This window comes from Xanthomonas sp. NCPPB 3442, from assembly GCF_056725145.1.
In genome coordinates this window covers 4,897,501-4,919,015 of record NZ_CM161514.1, presented here as the reverse complement: position 1 = coordinate 4,919,015, position 21,515 = coordinate 4,897,501, and the positions used below count along the sequence as shown (strand labels likewise).

Here is a 21,515-nt window from a genome sequence, read left to right as displayed (position 1 = left end):
TCTCCCTGCGGGACATTGTCCCCCTTCATGGGGGAGAAGGTGCCCGAAGGGCGGATGAGGGGCGCCTCAGGTGATTGGCATACCGAGCGTGGTAAACGCGTCGCCACGCGCAGCCAAGGTGAAGCTTCGATGCTGCGGTCGTGCATTGGTAGCCAAACCCTCAGCTCAACCCCCGCTCCGCGTCCCGGCCTGCACTAGCAGCGCGGCCGCTGCAAGACATGCGCGCCAGTGGAGCGCAAGCAGTGCCTTATCGTCCTGGCGGGAGAGGGGCTAACGCGGGCTGCTGTTCTGCGCCGTCCTGATGCTGCGCTGTTGTCTTAGCAAACACGCTGTAACGCAAACCAATCAATCCCAACAACGCTTCATCACGCTGCGCGCCTGCCGGCACCTTGCCCACGCGCGTCAGCGACATATCCAGACGATCACGCAAAGAGTCAGGACCCGGCAACGGACGCTTCCGTGCAACCTGCCGCCGGTAGTGCGCAGCCACGTCGCCCAACATCGCGTCCACCGCATCGCGACTGGACGCCGGCAAGCCATGCCGTGCGCGGCGCAGCTGCAGGATGTTCAAGCCTACGCGCACTTCGTTGAGCATATCCACCGAGGCCAGGTCGCTACCTTCCGGCGTCAACGCCAGCCGTGGCGCAAGCAGACCAAGCAGATCCAGCATGCGTGCGGCAAAGTGCTGGCGATCCTGCGCGCCATGTCCGTCGGCGGCATCGGCCAGCGTGCGCCAGCCCTGGCGCACCAGTCGGCGCGCGCTCCATTCGGCACCGACCGAACGAAACAGACGCGTCAGCACCACCGCAAACCCGATCCCCAGCACCATCGCCACCGCCGCGTTGACGAAGCTCTGCAGGTTGGCGCTGTAGGTGTTCTGCAGGCTCAGCAGCGCGGTGAGGTTCACCACCAGCGGCAAGGCGATCAGCATGCTCCTGGGGCGATGCAGCAGTGCGCCCAATGGCAGGAAGACCGCCGCCAGCACCACCACCAGCATCGGGAAATCGTGGATGGCCGGGAAGATGCCGAACTGATAGATGCCGGCAACCACGCTGGCCACCACCGCCCAGGTCAGGAACGACAGCATGCTCGGCGCGGGGTCGTCCTGCGCGGCGAAAAACGCAGCAGTCACTGCGGCCATCATCGCGCCGTTGCCGCCGCCTTCCCAGCCGATGCCGATCCACAACACGCAGTACGCCATCAGCGCAAAGCCGGCGCTCAGCGCGGAAAATGCGGCCATGCCCAAATCGATGTGGCGCGTGGCGTGTGCCGCAACCGGAGTGTCAGCAATCTCTGCAGAGGGATGGCCCGATGGCCGCCACGCTGCCGCACGCGTTGACGAGCGCAGCGCGCCATCGCGCGGCGCCGCGTCGTCCTGCGTGGGCACGGCCGGCTGCGCCGCGCGACGGCGCGAGAAGCCCAGGCGCTGCAGCAACGCCCCGGGCCCTGCGGAACGCGCCGCGGCATCACGCGCTGCAGGGTCGGCTTGCATGGATGCAGCAGGTGCCGGCGCCGGCGGCACACGCAGCGCAACGGGCTCGGTGCCCTGCACCAGCGCCTGCTGCAACGCGCGGCAGTCCTGCCACAGGTCGAGCAGCTCCTTCAGGCGCAGCAGCACACTGTCCAGCAGCAGGTGATCGATGTCCTGATCCACCACCGGGCGCAGTGCCTCGATGCGCGCACGCAGTGCATCAGCCTGTCGGGCGGCATCGGCATCGGCATCGGCACTGCCGGTGTCGGCGACATGATCCACCCACGCAGCAACAGCCTCCAGCAATGTCGCCAACTCCGGCCCGTGCGCGGCGTCGTCGCGCTGCAAGGCGTCCAGGCAGTCGGCAATCGACGACAGCACCGGCAACAGCATCAGCATGCGTGCGCGCAACTGTTCCAGCGCAGGCGCGGCGCCGGCATGGCGTGGGTCGTCATGGCGCACGAAGGCGATCAGGGCCTCGAACTGCACCAGATCGGCCGCCAGCCGATTGCGCGGCGCCTGCGACGGGCCGCGCTGCAGCACCTGGCGGCACCACTGCGCGGCGTCCTGCATCCAGTTGCCGATCCGCGCGGTGAGCATCGGCTTGACCGAGGCCGGGAACAACAGCGACGCGAACAGCACCGCCATCACCGTGCCCAGGATGATCTCTTCGCTGCGGGCCACCACGGTGTCGAAGATGCCTTCCGGCGAGGTGACCGCCGGAAAGCCGATGAAGGCGGTGGTGTAGCCGGCCAGCAGGAATGCATAGCCGCGCGGGCCGCGATTGAGCAGCGCCAGGAACAGGCAGGCCGAGAGCCACAGTGCCATCGCCGCGCTCAGCAGCAACGGCGTTTCCACCAGATTCGGCAGCATCACCAAGGTGGCCACGCCGGCCAGCAAGGTGCCGAGCACGCGGTACACGCCCTTGGCACGGGTGGGGCCGAGCAGCGGTTGCGAGACGATGTAGACCGTGGCCATGGCCCAGTACGGTCGCGACAGATTGCCGGCCAGTGCGACATACAGCGCCGCGATCGAGGCGGCAAAGGTCTTGGCCGAAAACAGCCAGGCCTGGCGATCGCGCAACAACGGGCTCATCGTGCAGCCGTGGTGGTGTTGCGCCCGGCGTCGGCATCCCAACCGCCGCCCAGCGCCAGAAACAGCTGGATCTGGTCCTGCGACACCTGCGCCTGTGCGTTGGCCAGGGTCATCTCGGCGCTGGCCAGGGTGCGCTCGGCGTCCAGGCTGGACAGGTACGGCGTGCGTCCGCCCTGATACAGGCGCCGGTTTTGCGCCGACGCCAGCTCGGCCTGTTGCTGCGCCTGTTCCAGCAGATGCAGGCGGTCCAGGTCCTGCGCATAGCGCGACAAGCTGGTCTGCACCTCGCGCAAGGCCTGCAGCACGGTGTTGTCGAACTGCGCCAGCGCCGCATCGGCGCCGGCTTCGGTGGCGCGCACCCGCGCACGCGCACCGCTGGAGGGCAGCGTCCAGGAAATCAGCGGGCCCAACGACCATGCGTGTGTGGCCGGCTCGCCGAAATCCGCCAGCAGGCCGGTGGCGCCGATCGAACCGCCCAGGCGGATGTCCGGATACAACGCGGCAGTGGCCACGCCGATGCGCGCGGTGGCGGCGGCGAGCCGGCGCTCGGCCTGGCGCACATCCGGCCGTCGCGCCAGCAGCGCGCGGCCATCGCCGATCGGGATCGGCTGTTGCACTGCAGGCGCGTGCGCGCAGCTGTCCACGCCGGGCGGCAACTCGCCGGGCGTCTTGCCGAGCAGCGCGGCCAATTGGTAACCGGCGGCCTGGCGGCGTGCGCGCAACGGCGGCAGCGCCGCTTCCAGCATCGCCACTTGTGCGGTGGCGCGCGCCAGATCGGGCGGCGTGCCGCGACCGGCCGCGATCAGGCGCTGGGTGATCTGGCGGCTGTGTTGCTGCAAGTGCAGCGAATGCGCGGCCACCTGCAGCTCATGGTTGGCGTGGCAAATCTCCACATAGCTGCCGGCCACCTGCGCGGCCACGCTGACGCGCGCCAGATCGATCGCCGCCTGCGCCACCTGGGTGTCGGCGTGCGCGGCTTCGGCGCCGCGTTGCAGCTTGCCGAACAGATCGAACTGGTACGACACGCCGAACTTGCCATCGGCCAGGTTGAATACCGGCAGCTTTTCTTCCTGCAAAAATGCTTCGGCCGAGACTTGCGCGCGGCTGACACCGGCTTCCACGTCGTAATCGAACCCGCCGGCATCCATGGCCTGTTCGTACACCGCGGCAGCGCGGCGCAGGTTGGCACCGGCCACCTTCAATTCGACGTTGTCGCGCAGGGCCTGCTCGATCAGGCCATCCAGCATCGAGTCCTGATACAGCGCCCACCAGCGCGCCGGCAGCGCGGCACCGGGCTGCACCTGCGCGTTGCCGGTGTCCAGGAACGCGGCATTGGCGGCCGGGCGCTGGTAGGCCGACTCCGCAGGCACCGCGTAGTTCGGGCCGACCGTGCTGCAGGCACTGAGCATGCTCAGCAGTGCGGCCACTCCCAGCGGACGCAACATCGCGCGGTTCATGGCGCCGCCTTGGCCTGCACATGGGCAGGCGCGGTCGCCGGGGTTGGGTGCGCTGTGTCGGGCAGAATGCTCACCGTGGCAGTGCGCCCTGCGATCAACTGCACATGCGCAGGCACGCGATCCAGCACGATGCGCACCGGGATGCGTTGCGCCAGCCGGACCCAGTCGAATGCCGGGGTGACATTGGGCAATGCGCCGGCGCTGCCGCTACGGTAGCGGTCTTCGATCCCGGCGGCGATGCTCTGCACATGCCCCTGCAACGTGACCGGCTCGCCCATCAGCTGCACGTCCACGCGCTGGCCGGGGTGCACGCCCTGCAGGCGGGTTTCTTCGAAGTAGCCATCGACGCGGAACGAGCCGGTGTCCAGCACCGCCACCACCGGACGCCCGGCGTTGACGTAGTCGCCCACCCGCACGGTGCGGTCGCTGACGCGACCGTTAGCCGGGCTGCGCACCTGGGTGCGGTCCAGGTTGAGCTGGGCCAGATCCACCGCCGATTGCGCGGTGGCCACTGCGGCCTGCGCCTTCTGTACGTTGGAGCGGCGCACTTCGGCATCTTCGGCGGCGACCAGATCCTGCAGGCTGCGGTCGCGCGCGATCTCGCGGCGCAACTGGGTCAGCGTAGCCTGGCGTTCGGCCAGCGCGGCGCGCGCCTGTTCCAGCGCGATCGCATAGCGCGCGCGGTCCACCACGAACAGCAATTGCCCGCGCGTCACCGGTTGGTTGTCGGCCACGGCGACCGATTCCACCAACCCGGAGACGTCCGGCGCCACCTGCACCACATCGGCGCCCACGTGCGCATCGCGCGTCCACGGCGCCTGCATGTAATAACGCCACAGGTGCTGCAACACCCACGCGGCCAGCACCACCATCGCCAGGGTCAGCAGTGCCGGCCCCGCGGTCTTGAGCAGCTTTTTCACGATTGCATCCAACGGGTAAGGAAGAACAGGCCGCCCAGCAGTGCGATGTACAACGCCAGGTTGAACAGCGCCGGGTGCCAGATGTAGCGGTAGGCGCCAGCGCGGGTCAGCAGCGCGGCGATGCTGCTGTTGAGCAGGTAGGCCAGCGTCATCAACGCCAGCAAGGTGGGTACGAACACACCGTAGAGACTGAATTCGCCGTACATCGGGCACATCCTGGAAAAAGAACCACAGCGCCCGGCGCAGCGCGCCGGGGCATCGGAAAGGGCACAACGGGCGTCGCGCGCGACGCCGACAGCCGACTCAGTCGGCCTGGCTCAGCCGCGCATGCGCCTGCGCGATCTGCTCCCACAAGGTCAGCACCACCTGCACGTCGGCGTCGCTGAGTGCGCCCAACACCTGCGCACGCAGTGCATCCAGGCGGATCTCGATCTGGCCGACCAGTGCCTGGCCTGCATCGGTGAGCCACAGCTGGTTGGCGCGGCGGTCGCTGCTGTCGGCCTCGCGGCGCAGCAGGCCCTGCGCGGCCAACTTGTCCAGCAAACGCACCAACGAGGGGCCTTCCATGCCCAGTTGCTGGGCCAGCGCCACCTGGCGGATGCCGCCGCCGGAGCGCCCGATCATCAGCAATGGTCCGGTGCAGGCGCTGGACAGGTCGAACTCGGCAAACGCCTGATCGGCCAAGCGTTGCCACTGACGGGCAGCCACCAGCAGACCGGAACTGAGCTGGGCGCGTGGAGAAAGAGCAGGTTTCATAATAGATAGGATGCTATCAATTCATAAATGAATCAATAGTCACTGAACATTTGCAAGCTGGCGCAACCGCCACTGGGGCGGCCGGGCCGTCCTCGGGTACCATGCACGCCCCCTTTGGGTGCACCTGCGCATGAGCCAGTCCAACCAGCCCGATTCCTCCGTCACCCAGACCCAGGCCGAAGAGGCCGTGCGCACCCTGTTGCGCTGGGCGGGCGAAGATCCCACGCGCGAGGGCCTGCTGGACACCCCGCGCCGGGTGGCTGAAGCCTACGGCGACTGGTTCAGCGGCTATCGCGAAGAACCGCGCGAATACCTGGAACGCACCTTCGAGGAAGTGGCCGGCTACGACGAGTTGATCGTGCTGCGCGACATTTCCTACGAAAGCCATTGCGAGCACCACATGGCGCCGATCATCGGCAAGGTGCACGTGGGCTATCTGCCGCGTGGCAAGGTCGTCGGCATCAGCAAGCTGGCCCGCGTGGTGGAAAGCTACGCGCGCCGCTTCCAGGTGCAGGAAAAGATGACCGCGCAGATCGCCCAATGCATCCAGGACGTGCTGCAGCCGCTTGGCGTGGGCGTGGTGGTGGAAGGCGCGCACGAGTGCATGACCACCCGCGGCATCCACAAGCGCGGCGTCAGCATGGTGACCTCCAAGATGCTGGGCACCTTCCGCGAAGATGCGCGCACCCGCGCCGAATTCCTGCAGTTCATCGAAGTGGGCGGCAAGCGTTGAGGCAGTCGCGGCAGCGCCCATGAAGCACCAGGCACGTATCGCCGGTTATCGGCAACTGCGCGAGCAGCCGGTATGGAAACTGCTCGCCGCCGACCACGCACCCGAGCTGATCGGCCTGCTGCAGACGGTGCTGATGGATGGCGAACGCCGCCTGCCTTCGGCCGTGTTGCACGAACGTTTGCAGCGCCAGCTCGACGCCTTGCGCGCCGACGAGCTTTCGCGCGAACTGCCGCGCACCGCACAGGCATATCTGGCGCATTGGTTGGCACAGGGCTGGCTGGAACGCCGCCTGCCTGAAGGCGCAGCCGAAGAAGAATACGAACTCTCGCGTGCCGCGACCCAGGCCATCCGCTTCATCGCCGGCCTGCGCGAAAGCAGCAACAGCGCCACCGAAAGCCGCCTGTCGCTGGTGATCCAGCAACTGGTGCAGCTGGCCGGACAGACCGAGGCCGATCCAGAGCTCCGGCTGGCCGCGCTGCGCGATGAACGTGCGCGCATCGATGCCGAAATCGAACGCGTGGCCTCCGGCCGCGTGGCGGCGCTGGACGGCAAACGCGCGCTGGAACGCGCGCGCGACCTGATCCATCTCTCTGACGAGCTGGCCGAGGATTTCCACCGCGTGCGCGACGACTTCGAGCAGCTCAACCGCCAATTCCGCGAGCGCATCATCGACGACGAAGGCGCGCGCGGCGACGTGCTCGAACAATTGTTCAACGGCGTGGATGTGATTGCAGACAGCGAAGCCGGGCGCACCTTCGAGGCGTTCTGGAGTCTGCTCAACGACACCCAGCAAAGCAGCCAGCTCGACCAGGCGCTGGATGCGCTGCTTGCCCGTGGGTTTGCCCGCAAGCTCGATCGCCGCGAACGCGCCTTCTTGCGCGGGCTGACCGGCACGCTGCTGGAGCGCGGCGGCGAGGTGCACACGGTGATGCAGCATTTCGCGCGCAGCCTGCGCGGGTTCGTGCAAAGCCGTGGGTATCTGGAACAGCGCCGGCTCAATCAATTGCTCAAGCAGGCGCAGGGCGAAGCCTTGCAATTGCGCGACAGCCTCCACGCCACCACCGCCACCGGCTATACGCAGGCACTCAGCAGCAGCCGCCTGCGCTCGCTGTCGCAATGGCGGCTGCACGATCCACGGCTCACCCAGGTCGATGGACGCGTGCAGGCCGCCGACGCGGCCGAGATCTCGCTGGACAGCGTGGGCGATCTGGTCGCGCAATCGGAGATCGATGTGCGCAGCCTGCGCAACGACCTGCATGAACTGCTCGGCCAACGCCCGCGGCTGACCATCGGCGACGCCTTGCAACAACGCCCGGCCGTGCAGGGCCTGGGCAGCGTGATCGGATACCTGTCGCTGGGCACGCGCCACGGCATGGTGATCGAAGGACAGATGGAAACGGTGCAATGGGAAGGCAGCGACGGCGCCGTGCGGCGCGCGCGCATTCCCTTGGTGTGGTTTACCCGGGAGAAACGCAATGAACTGGTCTGAGGACGCCGGCCCGGACGCCGACGAGAGCACCGCGGTGTCGGCCATCGACGACCGCATGCCGATGACGCAAGCCTCCAGTGCCGAGCCGCGCGGCGAGCTGTTTTTAGGCGACACCGGCACGCTGCCGTTCGACGCGCGGCGTGCGCTGTGCCAGTTGCTGGCAGGGCCCAGCATCGATGCGCAACGGCACGGCGCGCTGTGGCCGGCGTTGTTGCGCAACGAGGTGGCGATCCGCCAGGTGCTGTGCGAGCTGTTTCTGGAGCTGGTGCTCGACCGCGAGGGCGGGGTGGCCTTCACCCGCCAGGCCGACACCGCCGAGCTCGAATCGCCCACCTTGCTGCGCAGCGCGCCGCTGACGTTCATCGAGTCGGTGTTGCTGCTGTTCCTGCGCCAGCAACTGGCCGAGGCCGATACGCGCGGCGAGCGTGCGGTGGTGGACGAAGCGCAGTTGGTGGAGGCGTTGTCGGTCTACGAGAAGAACGTGTCCACCGATCGGGCGGGCTTCGCGCGGCGGGTGATGACGGCCATCGGCAAGATGCGCGACAACCAGTTGCTGTCGCGCTTGCGCGGCAGCGAGGAGCGCTATGAAGTCTCGCCGGTGCTGAAGCTGTTGTTCTCGGCAGAGGATGTGCAGGCCTTGGTGGTCGCGTATCGCGGTTTGCGGGAAGGGGATGTAGCTGCTGAGTAATTTTCCTTCTCCCGCGCCGGCGCGCCGGCTTCCGTTCTCGCTTCGGGACATTGTCCTCCTTCATCGGGAAGAAGCTGCCCGCAGGGCGGATGAGGGCACGTTGTGGCGTGGTGCTTGGGAGCATGTCGTATGTGTTGCATCTACTGCGACGGCAGTTATAGGAATCGCAGCATCACCAGCAACAGCGCCGCAGCAACACACCACACAGCAGCGCGGCACCATGCGTCATCCGGTTTTTCGCGTTCCACGTCGTCCCGTTTTGATGAGTGAGCTATGAATTCCCAGTCCAATCTGTCGCCAGCGCAACCAGGTGCCTCCTTGTTTGCCGAGACGCTCGCCGAGCAACGTGCGCAGCAGTTCCGCATGCGGCGCTTGCAGGTGCACAACTGGGGCACCTTCAACGGGCTGACCGAAGTGCCGATCGCGGAGAAGGGCTTCCTGTTTGTCGGGCGTTCGGGCTCGGGCAAGTCCACCTTGCTGGATGCGATGTCGGCACTGCTGACGCCGCCGAGCATCGTCGACTTCAACGCCGCCGCGCGCGAAGCCGAGCGCAGTGGGCGCGATCGGAGTCTGGTGTCGTATGTGCGCGGTGCGTGGGCCGATCAGCAGGACAGCGCGTCCGGCGAAATCGCCACCCAATACCTGCGCAAGGGCGCCACCTGGACCGCGCTGGTGCTGGAATACGCAAATGCGCACGGCGAGGCGGTGAGCCTGATCCGCTTGTTCTGGATCGCCGGCAGCGGTAACGCGGCGGCCGATGTACGGCGTCACTACATGGTCGCGCCACGCCGTTTCGACGTGGCGACCGAGCTGGATGGCTTCGATCTTGACCTGCGCAAGCTCAAGGCGCGATTGGGTGAGGACGTTGCGCATTTTGACGGCTTCGCCGGCTACGCCGAACGTTTCCGGCATGCGCTGGGCATCGGCAACGAGATGGCGCTGCGGCTGTTGCACAAGACCCAGTCGGCCAAGAACCTGGGCGATCTCAATGCGTTTCTGCGCGGCTTCATGCTGGACGAGCCGCGTACCTTCGAAGCGGCCGACCGGCTGGTGGAAGATTTTGCCGAGCTCGATGGCGCGCACCATGCGGTGGTCACCGCCCGGCGCCAGGTGGAAACCCTGACCCCTGCGCGCGAGCACCACGCGGCGCTGATGGCGCTGCGCCACAGCGTCGGCGAGTTGCGCGAGCTGCAGCTGGGCGTGGACAGCTACCGCGAGCAGCAGCGGCTGGCCTTGCTGGAGGAGCGGCTGCAGGAGCTCGACAACCAGGACCGTGGACTGGCCGGCGAAGAAGGCCAGCGCCGCGAATCGCTGGATAACCACGAACAAAAACTGGCCGGCCTGGAGCGCGAACAGCGCGCCGCCGGTGGCGAGCAGATCGAGGAACTGGAACGCGAACGCGCACGCGTCGAGCGCGAGCGCGACGAACGCCTGCGCCGCCGTGCACAGATCGAACAGGCCTGCCGCCAGCTCGGCACCGCCCTGGCGGCCGGCGCCAGTGGCTTTGCCGCGCAGATCGCGCATGCGCAGACCGTGCTGGATAACGGCAAGCATGACGCCAGCGCGCTGGATGAGGCCATCGCCGAACGCATGGGCGCGCGGCGCGACGACGAGCGCCGGTTTGCCGAAATCCGTGCCGAACTGGAGGCGCTGAAGCGCGCGCCATCGAGCATGCCCGCACCGATGCAGGCCCTGCGCGCGCGCTTGTGCGAAGACACCGGCATTGCCGAGGCCGCGCTGCCGTTCGTTGGCGAGCTGGTGCAGGTGCGCGAGGACCAGACGGCCTGGCGCGGTGCGATCGAGCGGGTGCTGCACGGCTTTGCGCAATCGCTGCTGGTGGACGAGCGGCATTACGCGCAGGTCAGCGAATGGGTCAACCGCACCCACATCGGCACGCGCCTGGTGTACTTCCGTGTGCGCCGCAACGACGAGCTGCATTCGCGGCGGGTCGATCCCGGCGCGCTGCCGGGCAAGCTGCAGCTGCGCGAGCACGCCTTTACCGAATGGCTGCGCAACGAGCTGACCCGTCGCTTCGACTACGCGTGCGTGGACAACGCCGCAGCCTTGCGCAACGCCGACCGCGCGATCACCCGCGAGGGCCAGGTCAAGCATCCCGGCGATCGCTATGAGAAGGACGACCGCCACGCGGTCAACGATCGCAAGCGTTGGCTGCTCGGTCACGACAACCGCGACAAGCTCAAGGTGTTCGAGCGCGAAGCGCAGGCGCTGGCCCAGCGCATCGCCAGCTGCGATGCCGATGTGGCAGCGCTGCGCAAGCAGCGTGAGCAGGACCAGGAACGCCAACTCGCTGCGCACACCTTGGTGGAGCGCGACTGGGACGAGATCGATGTCGGCCCCAAGCTGCAGCGCCTGAGCGATATCGACGAACAGTTGGTGCAGCTGCGCGAAGGCAACAGCGGCCTGCGCGCGCTCGGGCAGGCCATCGACACCGCACGGACCCTGCGCGACCAGGCCAAGCGCACCTATGAAGATGTGCGGCTGGAGCGCGCGCAACTGGCGCGCGAACGCATGCGGCTCGAACAGCAGCATGCGGCCTGCGCGGGCCGCGCCGGTTCCGCCACGCTCACGCCCACCCAGTTGCAGGGCTTGCGGGAACGGCTTGCCGCATTGACGCCGCTGTCGCTGGACAATCTGGAAGCGCATTTCCGCGTGGTCGAACGTGGCCTGGCCGAGCAGTTGGCCGACAGCCAGGGCCGCGACAGCCGGCTCAGCGCGCAGTTGCTGGAATGCTTCCGCAAGTATTGCCAGCAGTGGCCCGAAGACAGCGGCGATTTCACCGTGAGCCTTGCCAGCGCCGACGATTTCCTCGCGCGTCTGGACCGGCTGGAAAGCGATGGCCTGCCGCGTCACGAGCATCGTTTCTTCGACCTGTTGCAGACCCAGAGCAAGAACAACCTGCTGGCCTTGCAGCGTTACACCGCCGAAGCCCACAAGGGCATCAAGCAGCGCATGGACGAGGTCAACGCCAGCCTGGAGCAGGTGCCGTTCAATCGCGACACCGTGCTGACCATCGAGGTCGGCGACCGTCGCCTGGCCGAGGTGCAGGAATTCCAGCAGCAGTTGCGCGCGGTGCTGTCGCATCAACAGACCGAAGACCGCGCCCTGGCCGAAGCGCAGTTTTCCACCTTGCGTGCGCTGGTGGCGCGCCTGGGCGCGCAGGAACCGGAGGCACGCCGCTGGCGCGAACAGGTGCTGGATGTGCGCCTGCATGTGGAGTTCATCGGTGTGGAACTGGACGCGCAGACGCGCGCGCAGGTGGAGATCTACCGCAGCGGCGCCGGTAAGTCCGGCGGTCAGCGCCAGAAACTGGCAACCACCTGCCTGGCGGCCGCGCTGCGCTACCAGCTTGGCGGCGAAGACGGCGAACTGCCGCGCTACTGCGCGGTGGTGCTGGACGAAGCCTTCGACAAGGCCGACAACGAATTCACCGCGCTGGCGATGAACATCTTCGAGAACTTCGGCTTCCAGATGGTGGTGGCCACGCCGTTGAAGTCGGTGATGACCTTGGAGCCCTTCATCGGCGGCGCATGCTTTGTCGAAATCAGCGGCCGCCATAACTCCGGCGTGTTGCTGATCGAATACGACGAGCAGGCACAGCGATTGAAGCTGCCGGAGCGCTCGCGTGGCGATGAGCCGGCAGCTGCCGATGCTGCTGGCGCAGCGCCGTCGATCGCGGCGTTGAGCGAGCCTGCAGTCGTGCAGGGCGCTGCCAGCGCAGATGGCATGGCAGCCGACGGCGTGCCGATGCGCACGGCATCGCCTGCGGCGGGGGAGACCTCGTCCGCGGCGCCGGAAACGCAGACTAGTCAGCGCAAGCCGGCCGTCGCGACCGCGAACAAGCAGAACAAGACCGCCAAGAACGCCAGGACTGCATCTTCCACGCGTGCTGCGGCACCGCCTCGCGCAACGCAGACCAAGAAACCGACTTTGCGCACGCCAGCTGTGGCCAACACGCCGGCATCCGGCAAACGCACGGCGGGCGTGTCGGCGGTGTCTTCAGGAGCCAGGTCCAACGTGGGCAAGACCACTCCGTCTTCAAACACGCCGGGCAAGCCGATTGCGGCCGCAAACGCATCCAACGCCACATCCAGGAAGGTCGCCGCTGCATCTGCGCCAGTGAAAAACACTGCCGCAGCCAAGCCACGTGCAACAGCTGCATCGACTGGTCAGCCAGCGCGTGGTGCCGGCAAGACATCTTCATCACGTGCGGCAGCGAAACCGTCGCCGGCCAAAAAGCGTGCCGCTAAGGCGAACGCCCCGCAGGCGCGCGGCAAGCGCTGAAGACAATCCACGGGCGACGCCACCTGCACGTGGCGTCGCCGGTTCGACTACGCTGCGTTGGCAGCGGGTGCCAGTGATGAGTGCAGCAGATCCCAGCCCATCTTGCCGATCAGCACGATCACCAGCACCAGGAACAATTTGCGGATCAATGGCGTGCCGCCACGTAACGCCATCCGTGTGCCGGCCACCGCGCCAGCCACGTTCGCCGCCGCCATCGGCAGGCCGATCGCCAGCATCACCTGTCCGCTGGGCAAGAAGAACGACAACGCCGCAAGGTTGGTGGCCAGGTTGACCACCTTCGCCGCCGCCGAGGCGCGCAGGAAATCCAGCCCGAAAAAGCGAATGAACAGGAAGATCAGGAAGCTGCCCGTACCGGGGCCGAAGAACCCATCGTAGAAGCCGATCGCCGCGCCCATCGCCAACGCGGTGGCCAGTTCGCGCCGGCCGATCTGACGTGGCCGATGCAGCGCGCCGAAGTCCTTCTTGATCAGCGTGTAGATCAGCATCGCAATCAGCAGCAGCAAAATCAGCGGCCGCACCGCCTGCCTGGGCATCAGGCTGACGGCGGTCGCGCCCAGGAACGAGAACGTAAACGCTGCCGCGGTGGCATACAGCACCGGCCGCCACGGAAAGCGCACCGTGCGCGCGTATCGCCACGCCGACGCAGCGGTGCCGAACATCGCACTGAACTTGTTGGTGCCCAGAATCAGCGACGGCGCCTGCTGCGGCAGCGTGGCAAACAGGCCCGGCAGCTGGATCAATCCGCCGCCGCCGACCGCCGCATCCACCAACCCGGCCACGAACGCAATGCACAGCAGCCACGGCAATTCGGTGGGAATCAGTTCCAGCAAGACCACGCTCCGCGCAACGGGGGGCGACAGCATAGCCGCCGCTCCCGCGTCCCGCTTCGCAATGCAATCCCCAATCCCCAATCCCATCCCGCACAATCCCCGCATGCCGACCGCACCCACCGACCCCTGTCCCTGCGGCCGCCCGGCCGATTACGCACGTTGTTGCGGCCCGTATCACGCCGGTGCCGCCGCGCCCGACGCCGAGACGTTGATGCGCGCCCGCTACAGCGCCTACGTGCGCCGCGATGCTGCGTACCTGCTGGCCAGCTGGCATCCGTCCACGCGCCCGGCCGCGCTGTCGCTGGACGAAGGCGGGCGCACCACCTGGCTTGGCCTGAGCGTGCAGCGCACCCTCGAGACCGGCCCCGAGACGGCCGAGGTGGTCTTCCTGGCGCGCTATCGCATCGGTGGCGGCAGCGCAGTCCGCATGACCGAACACAGCCGTTTCGTGCGCGAGGCAGGTCACTGGTACTACCTCGACGCGCGCTGAGTCCCACGCCGACCGTCCCACTCCAACCCGACGTCGCCAGCCAACTGCGCCCTCGATGCACCGCCCGCCAGGCCGGTCCAGCCCGACGAACGGTCTTTACGCCCGCCATTTGTCGACGCCGCGTTCGCAGCCGATCGCCGAAGCTTGCCGCGCAGGCGAACTCCGCCGCGGGGGGACTTGGATCATGGCAACCTTCAATCTCTGGCAGTGGGTGCTTCTGGCGGCGGTCGTGTTCGCGATCGTGCTGCCGGCGTGCGTGGCGACCGCACTGATTCGCTTCGGCCCGCGCCACGATGCGCCGCGCCATGCCCGCCCCCGCCGAGTGACCGACAACGCCCCATCCGCGCCGGCCCTGTCGATGCTGACCGGGATCACCGGCGACGGCAGCTGAGCCTGTCGGGCCGGCGGCCTCTCGCTCGCACCGAGCCGCCGGCCCCACCCAGGGACGCCTCACGTATCGCCCTCGGCACGCTTGTGACCTCCAGGTTGGCTATGCTCGGCGGCTCGACTTGCCGCGCAGGAGCACCTCACCGCATGACGTCTGTCCACCCGCCGGCCATCGCGCCATGACGCTGGCCCGGCGTGCATTGCCGTTCGTGTTGGGACTGCTGCCGCTGGCAGCCTCTGCCGATCCGGCCTTCGACCGCTGCCTGGATGGCCTGCAGCCCCAGGCCGCTGCCAAGGGCGTGGACGCTGCCAGCTTTCAGCGCTTCACCGCCGGGCTGGCGCCCGATCCCAGCGTGCTGCCGCTGCTGGATGCGCAGCCCGAATTCACCACGCCCATCTGGGATTACCTGGCCAGCCTGGTCGACAGCCAGCGTGTCAGCGACGGCCAGGCCATGCTGGTTACCCACCGCGAGCTGCTCAGCCGCCTGTCCGAACAGACCGGCGTGGACCCGGCCACCATCGTGGCGGTGTGGGGCGTGGAGAGCGATTACGGCCGCGTCACCGGCAAGCGCCCGCTGCTGGTGTCGCTGGCCACGCTGTCGTGCGCGGGCCGCCGCCAGCCGTTCTTTCGCGGCGAATTCCTCGCCTTGCTCAGCCTGCTGCAGCAAGGCGATCTGTCGGCGGAAGGACTCACCGGCTCCTGGGCCGGTGCGTTCGGGCAAACCCAGTTCATGCCTTCGACCTACGCCCGCATCGCCGTGGATGGCGACGGCGACGGCCGCCGCGATCTGGTGACCAGCATTCCCGATGCACTGGCCTCCACCGCCAACTACCTGGTCAAGGCCGGCTGGGAACGCGCCCGTCCGTGGGGCATGGAAGTCACCCTGCCGCGGGGCTTCGACGCCAGCAAGGCCGGGCGCACCCGCCGCCAACCGCTGCAGGCCTGGCAACGCGCCGGCCTGCTCGGCACCGACGGCACACCGCTGGCACCGGCCGGACTGCCGGCAGAAACGCCGGCCGCCTTGCTGTTGCCGGCCGGTGCCAGCGGCCCGGCGTTCCTGGTGTTTGGCAACTACGACGCGATCTACGCCTACAACGCCGCCGAAAGTTACGCGCTGTCCATCGCCCTGCTCGCCGATCGCCTGCGTGGCGGCCCCGGCCTGATCGCGGCCTGGCCCACCGACGATCCGGGCCTGGGCCGGCCCGAACGGCGCGAACTGCAGCAGTTGCTGCTCGCCCGTGGCTACCAGATCGGCGAGGCCGACGGCATGGTCGGCAGCGCCACCCGCCGCGCCATCCAGGTCGAGCAGACCCGCCTGGGCCTGCAACCGGCCGACGGCCGCCCCGGCCAACGCATCCTCACCGCGCTGCGCGCCGCCCCGCCAGTTACCGGCGCCGCCGCCATGCGCGCCACCGCGTTCAAGCTGCCGGCCGCATACCCGGCCTTCGCCCAATCCCCCAGCGTCCACAAGGCATCTCCCATGTCCGACACCACCGGCCTGACCACAGGCGATTTCCACGGGTTTCCGTCGCTGCTGATCGACACCCCGTTCTCCACCGCCGCCATCAGCCTGTTCGGCGGTCAATTGCTCTCGTTCGTGCCCAAGGGCGGACAGGACGTGATGTGGCTCTCGCCCAGTGCCAAGCAGCCGCCTACCCCGATCCGCGGCGGCGCGCCGGTGTGCTGGCCGTATTTCGGCCGCCAGGACCAGACCGGCGACGTCCCCGCCCACGGCTTCGTGCGCACGGTGGCCTGGCAACTCACTGAAAGCCGCCGTGAAGACGACGGCACCGTGGTGCTCACGCTCACCCCGCCGCGTTTCGACGACCTGGCGCTGCGCCTGCGCATGACCCTGCGCATCGGCCGCACGCTGGAGCAACGCCTGATCACCGAAAACACCAGCGCCGCCCCGGTGCGTTTCACCCAGGCGCTGCACAACTATTTCCGTGTCGGCGACGCGCTCAAGGTCAGCGTGCAGGGCCTGGACGGCCTGGACTATCTCGATAAGTACGAGAACTACGCCACCGTTCACCGCCAGCAAGGCGCCTGGAGCCTGCGCGACCCACGCGACCCCGGCCGCAGCGACCGCATCTACACCAATGCCGGCGGCCGCTACACGCTTACCGACCCGGTGCTCGGCCGCCGCGTCGTCATCGCCACCGAAGGCAGCCGCTCGCTGGTGGCCTGGAACCCGGGCGAAGAGGCCGGCAGGCAGATGGCCGACGTGGGCGAGGGCTGGCGCGACTACGTCTGCCTGGAAGCGGCCAACGCCGGCCCGGACGTGATCGAACTCGCTCCCGGCGCCAGCCACACCCTGACCCAGACCATCAGCGTCGAGTAAGCGCAACAATCGCCTCCCGATCGGGCAAAGCCCACGCTGTTTTCAGAATACGAAAGCAGCAGCAACGACTCGCTTCTTCCACCGGAACATTGCCCTGCTCTATGGGGGAGAAGGTGCCCGAGGGGGCGGATGAGGGTACGAACGAAGCCTAGCGCAGTTGGAACGACACGAATGCTTCGCCGTACCCTCACCGCGGGTCTTGCACAGGACGTACAGGCTTTCCCTTCTCCCATCGGGAGAAGGTGCCCGAAGGGCGGATGAGGGTAGGCGCGAAGCCTGGTGGAGGCCGAGCGCACATGTCGCTTCGCCCCGTACCCCCACCCCAACCCCTCTCCCGCAGGAGAGGGGCTTTCAGTAGAGGGGGACCTCGGGCGCATCAGACGACAGCCCACCCCAACCCCACCATTCAATCCACCGCTACACTCGCCGCTTCGCCCAACTGCGCCGCGCGATGTCCCTCTCTCCCGATTCCGCTCCCGTCCCCGGGCGCCGCCGCGCCGCGCTGATCTTCATCTTCATCACCGTCCTGATCGACGTGCTGTCCTTCGGGGTGATCATTCCGGTACTTCCGGATCTGGTGCGCCACTTCACCGGCGGCGACTACGTGGTGGCCGCCGGCTGGATCGGCTGGTTCGGTTTCCTGTTCGCTGCCATCCAGTTCGTCTGCTCGCCGTTGCAGGGCGCGCTCTCCGATCGGTTCGGTCGCCGCCCGGTGATCTTGCTCTCGTGCCTGGGCCTGGGCCTGGACTTCATCCTGATGGCCATTGCCCACAGCCTGCCGATGCTGCTGCTGGCGCGGGTCATCTCCGGCGTGTGCTCGGCCAGCTTCTCCACCGCCAATGCCTACATCGCCGATGTCACCCCACCGGACAAACGCGCCGGCGCATTCGGCATGCTCGGTGCCGCCTTCGGCATCGGCTTTGTCGCCGGCCCGTTGATCGGCGGTTGGCTGGGCAGCATCGGGTTGCGCTGGCCGTTCTGGTTTGCCGCCGGGCTGGCCCTGTTGAACGTGCTGTATGGCTGGTTCGTGCTGCCCGAATCGCTGCCCGCCGAACGCCGTACCGCGCGGCTGGACTGGTCGCACGCCAATCCGCTGGGCGCGCTCAAGCTGCTGCGCCGCTACCCGCAGGTGTTCGGCCTGGCGTCGGTGGTGTTCCTGGCCAACCTGGCGCATTACGTGTATCCCAGCATTTTCGTGCTGTTCGCCGGCTACCAATACCATTGGGGCCCGCGCGAAGTGAGCTGGGTGCTGGCTGGGGTCGGTGTCTGCAGCATCATCGTCAATGCGTTGCTGGTCGGCCGCCTGGTGCGCCGGCTCGGCGAACGCCGCGCGTTGCTGCTGGGGCTGGGCTGCGGGGTGATCGGCTTCATCATCTATGGGCTGGCCGACAGCGGCACTGCCTTCCTGATCGGTGTGCCGATCAGTGCGTTGTGGGCCATCGCCGCACCGTCCGCGCAGGCCCTGATCACCCGTGAGGTCGGCGCCGACGCGCAAGGTCGCGTGCAGGGCGCGCTCACCGGCCTGGTCAGCCTGGCCGGTATCGCCGGTCCATTGTTGTTCGCCAATGTCTTCGCCTGGTTCATCGGCAGCGTTGCACCGCTGCATCTGCCGGGCGCGCCGTGGTTGCTGGCCGCTGTGCTGCTGGCCGCAGGCTGGGGCATGGCCTGGAAACGGGCTGCGCGCGGCGCCGGCACCAGCCCCGCGGCGCAGCCGTGAAGCCAACCTATTCAGCTTGCGCTCGCGTCTGCTTTTTCTGATTTGCGCAGGCACTGCTAGGCTGGTGTCCTTCGTGCCGCGGCACCGCTTTGAGCTCCTATGGTTTCCGACGTCCTGGCAGTTCCGCCATCGGCTGCGCTCGCACTGCGCCACGCCACCCAGGATGCCCATCGCCTGGTCGAAGCAGTGCCGCTGATGCAGGCGTTAGCGCAGGGGCGGGTCGATTCGGCCGCCTATGTGCAGATCCTGCGCCGCCACCATGCCTTGCTGAGCGGCTTCGAAGCGCAACTCGGCAACTGGCTGGCCACCCTGGTCGGCAACGGCTGGCATTACCGCCGTCGGGTGCCGGCACTGCGCGATGACCTGCGCGCGCTCGGCCAGCAACCGGATCTGCCGGCCGCACTGCCCGCCACTGCCGACGATGCCGCGCGCTGGGGCATGTTGTACGTCATCGAAGGCTCGCAGCTCGGTGGACGGGTGATCGCACGCAGCGTGCGCAAGCAGCAGCCCGCGCTGGCCGGCGCCCTGCGCTATTTCGAGATGGCCGACGACGACCCGGCCGGCTGGCGCCGCTTCCAGGCAGCGCTGGACCGACGCCTGGCCACCCCATCCGCACGCGACGCCGCCATCGACGGCGCGCAGGCCATGTTCGCCCACTTCCATACCTGCCTCGCAGCGGAGCCACAGCCGTGAATCAGTCCACCGAACCTCTGGATATGGATGTCTGCGCGCGGGAACCGATCCATATTCCCGGCCTGATCCAGCCTTACGGCGTGTTGCTGGTGATCGAACCGGCCGATGGCCGCATCGTGCAGGCCAGCAGCACCGCCGCCGATCTGCTCGGCGTGCCGATGGATGCCCTGCTGGGCATGCCGTACACCCAGGTGCTGGAACTGCCCGATGCGCAGCCATTCGCAGTAGACGATCAACCGCAGCACCTGCTGCACGCCGATGTGCGCTTCCCGCAGCGCAGCGCGCCGACCGATCATCCCTGGGTGGCCGCCTGGCATCTGTATCCGGAGCAATGGCTGATCGAAATCGAGCCGCGCGACGCGCGCCTGATGGATGTCACCCTGCGCGAAGCGCTGCCGCTGTTGCGCAGCATCGAGCGCGATGCCGGCATCGACGAAGCGGCGGTGCGCGCGGCCAAGGGCCTGCGCAGCATGATCGGCTTCGACCGGGTGATGGTCTATCGCTTCGACGAAGAGTGGAATGGCGACGTCATCGCCGAAGCGCGCCAGCCCGAACTGGAAGCCTATCTGGGCCTGCATTACCCGGCCAGCGACATCCCGGCGCAGGCACGCGCGCTGTACCTGCGCAACCGCGTGCGCCAGATCGCCGATGTGCGGTACCAGCCGTCGCCGATCCAGCCCACCTTGCATCCGCGCCTGGGCACCCCGGTGGATCTGAGCGATGTCAGCCTGCGCAGCGTCTCGCCGGTGCACTTGGAATACCTGGCCAACATGGGCGTCAGCGCCACCCTGGTGTCCTCGATCGTGGTCAACGATGCGCTCTGGGGGCTGATTTCCTGTCACCACTACAGCCCGCACTTCACCAGCCATGCCATGCGCGATGCCACCGATGCGGTGACCCGCGCGCTGGCCGGGCGCATCGGCGCGCTGCAGGCGGTGGGGCGGGCGCGGCTGGAGTCGGTGCTGCTCACCATCCGCGAAAAGCTGATCACCGACTTCAACGACGCCGAGCACCTGACCGTGGACATGCTCGCCGACATGGCCCCGGACCTGATGGACGTGGTCGACGCCGATGGCGTGGCAATCTTCCACGGCAACGAAATCAGCCGTCATGGCAGCGTGCCGGATGCAGAGGCGTTGCGCCGCATCCGCGACCACATCGAATCCGAGCATCACGACGCCCTGCGCGAGGATGCGGTCGGTGCCCTGCATGTGGACGCCATCGGCGAGGTGTTCCCCGAGCTGGCCGACCTCGCTCCGCTGGCCGCCGGCTTCATCTTCGTGCCGCTGATGCCGCAATCGCGCAGCGCCCTGTTGTGGACCCGCCGCGAGCAGGTGCAGCAGGTCAAATGGGCCGGCAACCCGCAGCTGGCCAAGCTGCAGGACATCCCCAATTCGCGGCTGTCGCCACGCAAGAGTTTCGATCTGTGGCAGCAGACCGTGCGCGGCCGCGCACGGCGCTGGTCGCCGCTGCATCTGGAATCGGCGCGCAGCCTGCGCGTGCTGATCGAACTGATGGAACGCAAGCGCTTCCAGCAGGATTTCACCCTGCTCGAAGCCTCGCTGTCGCGGCTGCGCGACGGGGTGGCCATCATCGAACGCGGTGCCAAGGGCGCCGCGCACCGGCTGATGTTCGTCAACCCGGCGTTCGCCGAACTCAGCCAGACCGAAGTGGCCGAGTTGATCGGTTGCGACATCCTCGCCTTGCTGGCCGACGATGCCGCACGTGGCAAGGTCGAACTGTTCGAAGAGGCGCTACGCCTGGGTCGCGCCGCCTATGTCACCTTGCCGCTGCGCACCCGCGATGGCGCACCGGTGTATCGCCAGTTCCATCTCGAACCCTTGCCCAGCCCCAGCAGCGTCACCGCGCACTGGCTGCTGCAGTTGCGCGACCCGGAGTAAGAGCGCTGCGATCACCGGCAGGCGGCCAGCGCATGCGTCTGCCGCACTTGGTGCTCCATCAGCGGGCACGCGTACTAAGGCGCTGGCTTCGTCCGCAATGCCAGCAATGTGATCGTTCCGGCCACCAGGCCCCAGAACGCCGCGCCGATCCCGCCCAGCGTCAGCCCGGAGGCGGTGACCAGAAAGGTGATCAACGCCGCTTCGCGTTCGCTGTCCTCGCGCA

The 21,515-nt window shown here is 67.8% G+C and carries 17 protein-coding genes (1 of these 17 running past the window's edge); 10 read left to right on the top strand and 7 right to left on the bottom strand.

Features of this window, described 5'->3' with window-relative positions; translation table 11 throughout:
* Window positions 1-247 precede the first annotated feature (247 nt).
* From AC1POX_RS21205 to AC1POX_RS21185, 5 genes are all read right to left on the bottom strand, one after another.
* Complete coding sequence (locus AC1POX_RS21205; protein WP_372356576.1) at window positions 248-2,566, bottom strand: FUSC family protein; 2,319 nt, start codon at window positions 2,564-2,566, stop codon at window positions 248-250.
* Window positions 2,563-4,023: an efflux transporter outer membrane subunit gene (locus AC1POX_RS21200; protein WP_372356575.1), complete on the bottom strand. Its 1,461-nt coding sequence runs from the start codon at window positions 4,021-4,023 to the stop codon at window positions 2,563-2,565. The genes AC1POX_RS21205 and AC1POX_RS21200 overlap by 4 nt, the downstream gene beginning before the upstream one ends.
* A complete protein-coding gene (locus AC1POX_RS21195; RefSeq protein ID WP_218556448.1) occupies window positions 4,020-4,943 on the bottom strand; it encodes an efflux RND transporter periplasmic adaptor subunit in 924 nt (307 codons plus the stop codon). The genes AC1POX_RS21200 and AC1POX_RS21195 overlap by 4 nt, the downstream gene beginning before the upstream one ends.
* Window positions 4,940-5,158, bottom strand: a complete 219-nt coding sequence (locus tag AC1POX_RS21190) for a DUF1656 domain-containing protein (RefSeq protein ID WP_008574653.1) — start codon at window positions 5,156-5,158, stop codon at window positions 4,940-4,942. The genes AC1POX_RS21195 and AC1POX_RS21190 overlap by 4 nt, the downstream gene beginning before the upstream one ends.
* 88 nt (window positions 5,159-5,246) lie before the next feature.
* Entirely contained in the window at window positions 5,247-5,699 is a 453-nt protein-coding gene (locus AC1POX_RS21185) for a MarR family winged helix-turn-helix transcriptional regulator (protein WP_008574655.1), read from the bottom strand.
* A 130-nt stretch (window positions 5,700-5,829) separates the two neighbouring features.
* Between AC1POX_RS21185 and folE the strand changes: the two genes are divergently transcribed.
* From folE to AC1POX_RS21165, 4 genes are all read left to right on the top strand, one after another.
* Window positions 5,830-6,432: a GTP cyclohydrolase I FolE gene (gene folE / locus AC1POX_RS21180; protein WP_008574657.1), complete on the top strand. Its 603-nt coding sequence runs from the start codon at window positions 5,830-5,832 to the stop codon at window positions 6,430-6,432.
* Between the two features lie 19 nt (window positions 6,433-6,451).
* Window positions 6,452-7,921: a DUF3375 domain-containing protein gene (locus AC1POX_RS21175; RefSeq protein WP_372356574.1), complete on the top strand. Its 1,470-nt coding sequence runs from the start codon at window positions 6,452-6,454 to the stop codon at window positions 7,919-7,921.
* On the top strand, window positions 7,908-8,609 hold the full coding sequence (locus AC1POX_RS21170) for a DUF4194 domain-containing protein (RefSeq protein ID WP_008574660.1): 702 nt from the start codon (window positions 7,908-7,910) through the stop codon (window positions 8,607-8,609). The genes AC1POX_RS21175 and AC1POX_RS21170 overlap by 14 nt, the downstream gene beginning before the upstream one ends.
* Window positions 8,610-8,882: 273 nt before the next feature.
* Window positions 8,883-12,911 carry an SbcC/MukB-like Walker B domain-containing protein gene (locus AC1POX_RS21165; RefSeq protein ID WP_372356573.1) on the top strand — a complete coding sequence of 1,343 codons (4,029 nt, stop codon included), beginning with the start codon at window positions 8,883-8,885 and terminating at the stop codon, window positions 12,909-12,911.
* Between the two features lie 47 nt (window positions 12,912-12,958).
* Here AC1POX_RS21165 and AC1POX_RS21160 read toward each other — a convergent pair whose 3' ends face one another.
* Entirely contained in the window at window positions 12,959-13,795 is an 837-nt protein-coding gene (locus tag AC1POX_RS21160) for a sulfite exporter TauE/SafE family protein (protein ID WP_218559799.1), read from the bottom strand.
* 70 nt (window positions 13,796-13,865) lie between these two features.
* Here AC1POX_RS21160 and AC1POX_RS21155 point away from each other — a divergent pair, with 70 nt between their 5' ends.
* From AC1POX_RS21155 to bphP, 6 genes are all read left to right on the top strand, one after another.
* The gene (locus tag AC1POX_RS21155; protein ID WP_008571430.1) at window positions 13,866-14,252 is read left to right on the top strand and encodes a YchJ family protein; all 387 of its coding nucleotides are present in this window, start codon (window positions 13,866-13,868) and stop codon (window positions 14,250-14,252) included.
* Between the two features lie 184 nt (window positions 14,253-14,436).
* Window positions 14,437-14,643 carry a hypothetical protein gene (locus AC1POX_RS21150; protein ID WP_031425161.1) on the top strand — a complete coding sequence of 69 codons (207 nt, stop codon included), beginning with the start codon at window positions 14,437-14,439 and terminating at the stop codon, window positions 14,641-14,643.
* A 175-nt stretch (window positions 14,644-14,818) separates the two neighbouring features.
* Complete coding sequence (locus AC1POX_RS21145) at window positions 14,819-16,981, top strand: lytic murein transglycosylase (RefSeq protein WP_372356572.1); 2,163 nt, start codon at window positions 14,819-14,821, stop codon at window positions 16,979-16,981.
* Between the two features lie 451 nt (window positions 16,982-17,432).
* Window positions 17,433-18,698 (top strand): TCR/Tet family MFS transporter, encoded by a 1,266-nt coding sequence (locus AC1POX_RS21140; protein ID WP_372356571.1) that lies wholly within the window; start codon window positions 17,433-17,435, stop codon window positions 18,696-18,698.
* A 99-nt stretch (window positions 18,699-18,797) separates the two neighbouring features.
* Entirely contained in the window at window positions 18,798-19,391 is a 594-nt protein-coding gene (locus AC1POX_RS21135) for a biliverdin-producing heme oxygenase (protein ID WP_008573226.1), read from the top strand.
* Window positions 19,388-21,292, top strand: a complete 1,905-nt coding sequence (bphP, locus tag AC1POX_RS21130; protein ID WP_127166353.1) for a bacteriophytochrome BphP — start codon at window positions 19,388-19,390, stop codon at window positions 21,290-21,292. The genes AC1POX_RS21135 and bphP overlap by 4 nt, the downstream gene beginning before the upstream one ends.
* A gap of 74 nt (window positions 21,293-21,366) precedes the next feature.
* Here the strand turns inward: bphP and AC1POX_RS21125 are convergent, their stop codons facing one another.
* On the bottom strand, window positions 21,367-21,515 hold the end of the coding sequence (locus AC1POX_RS21125) for a benzoate/H(+) symporter BenE family transporter (protein WP_218503275.1). It continues 1,033 nt past the right edge of the window; the window shows 149 of its 1,182 coding nt (coding positions 1,034-1,182); the start codon falls outside the window, past its right edge — the gene reads right to left on this strand; it ends in the stop codon at window positions 21,367-21,369.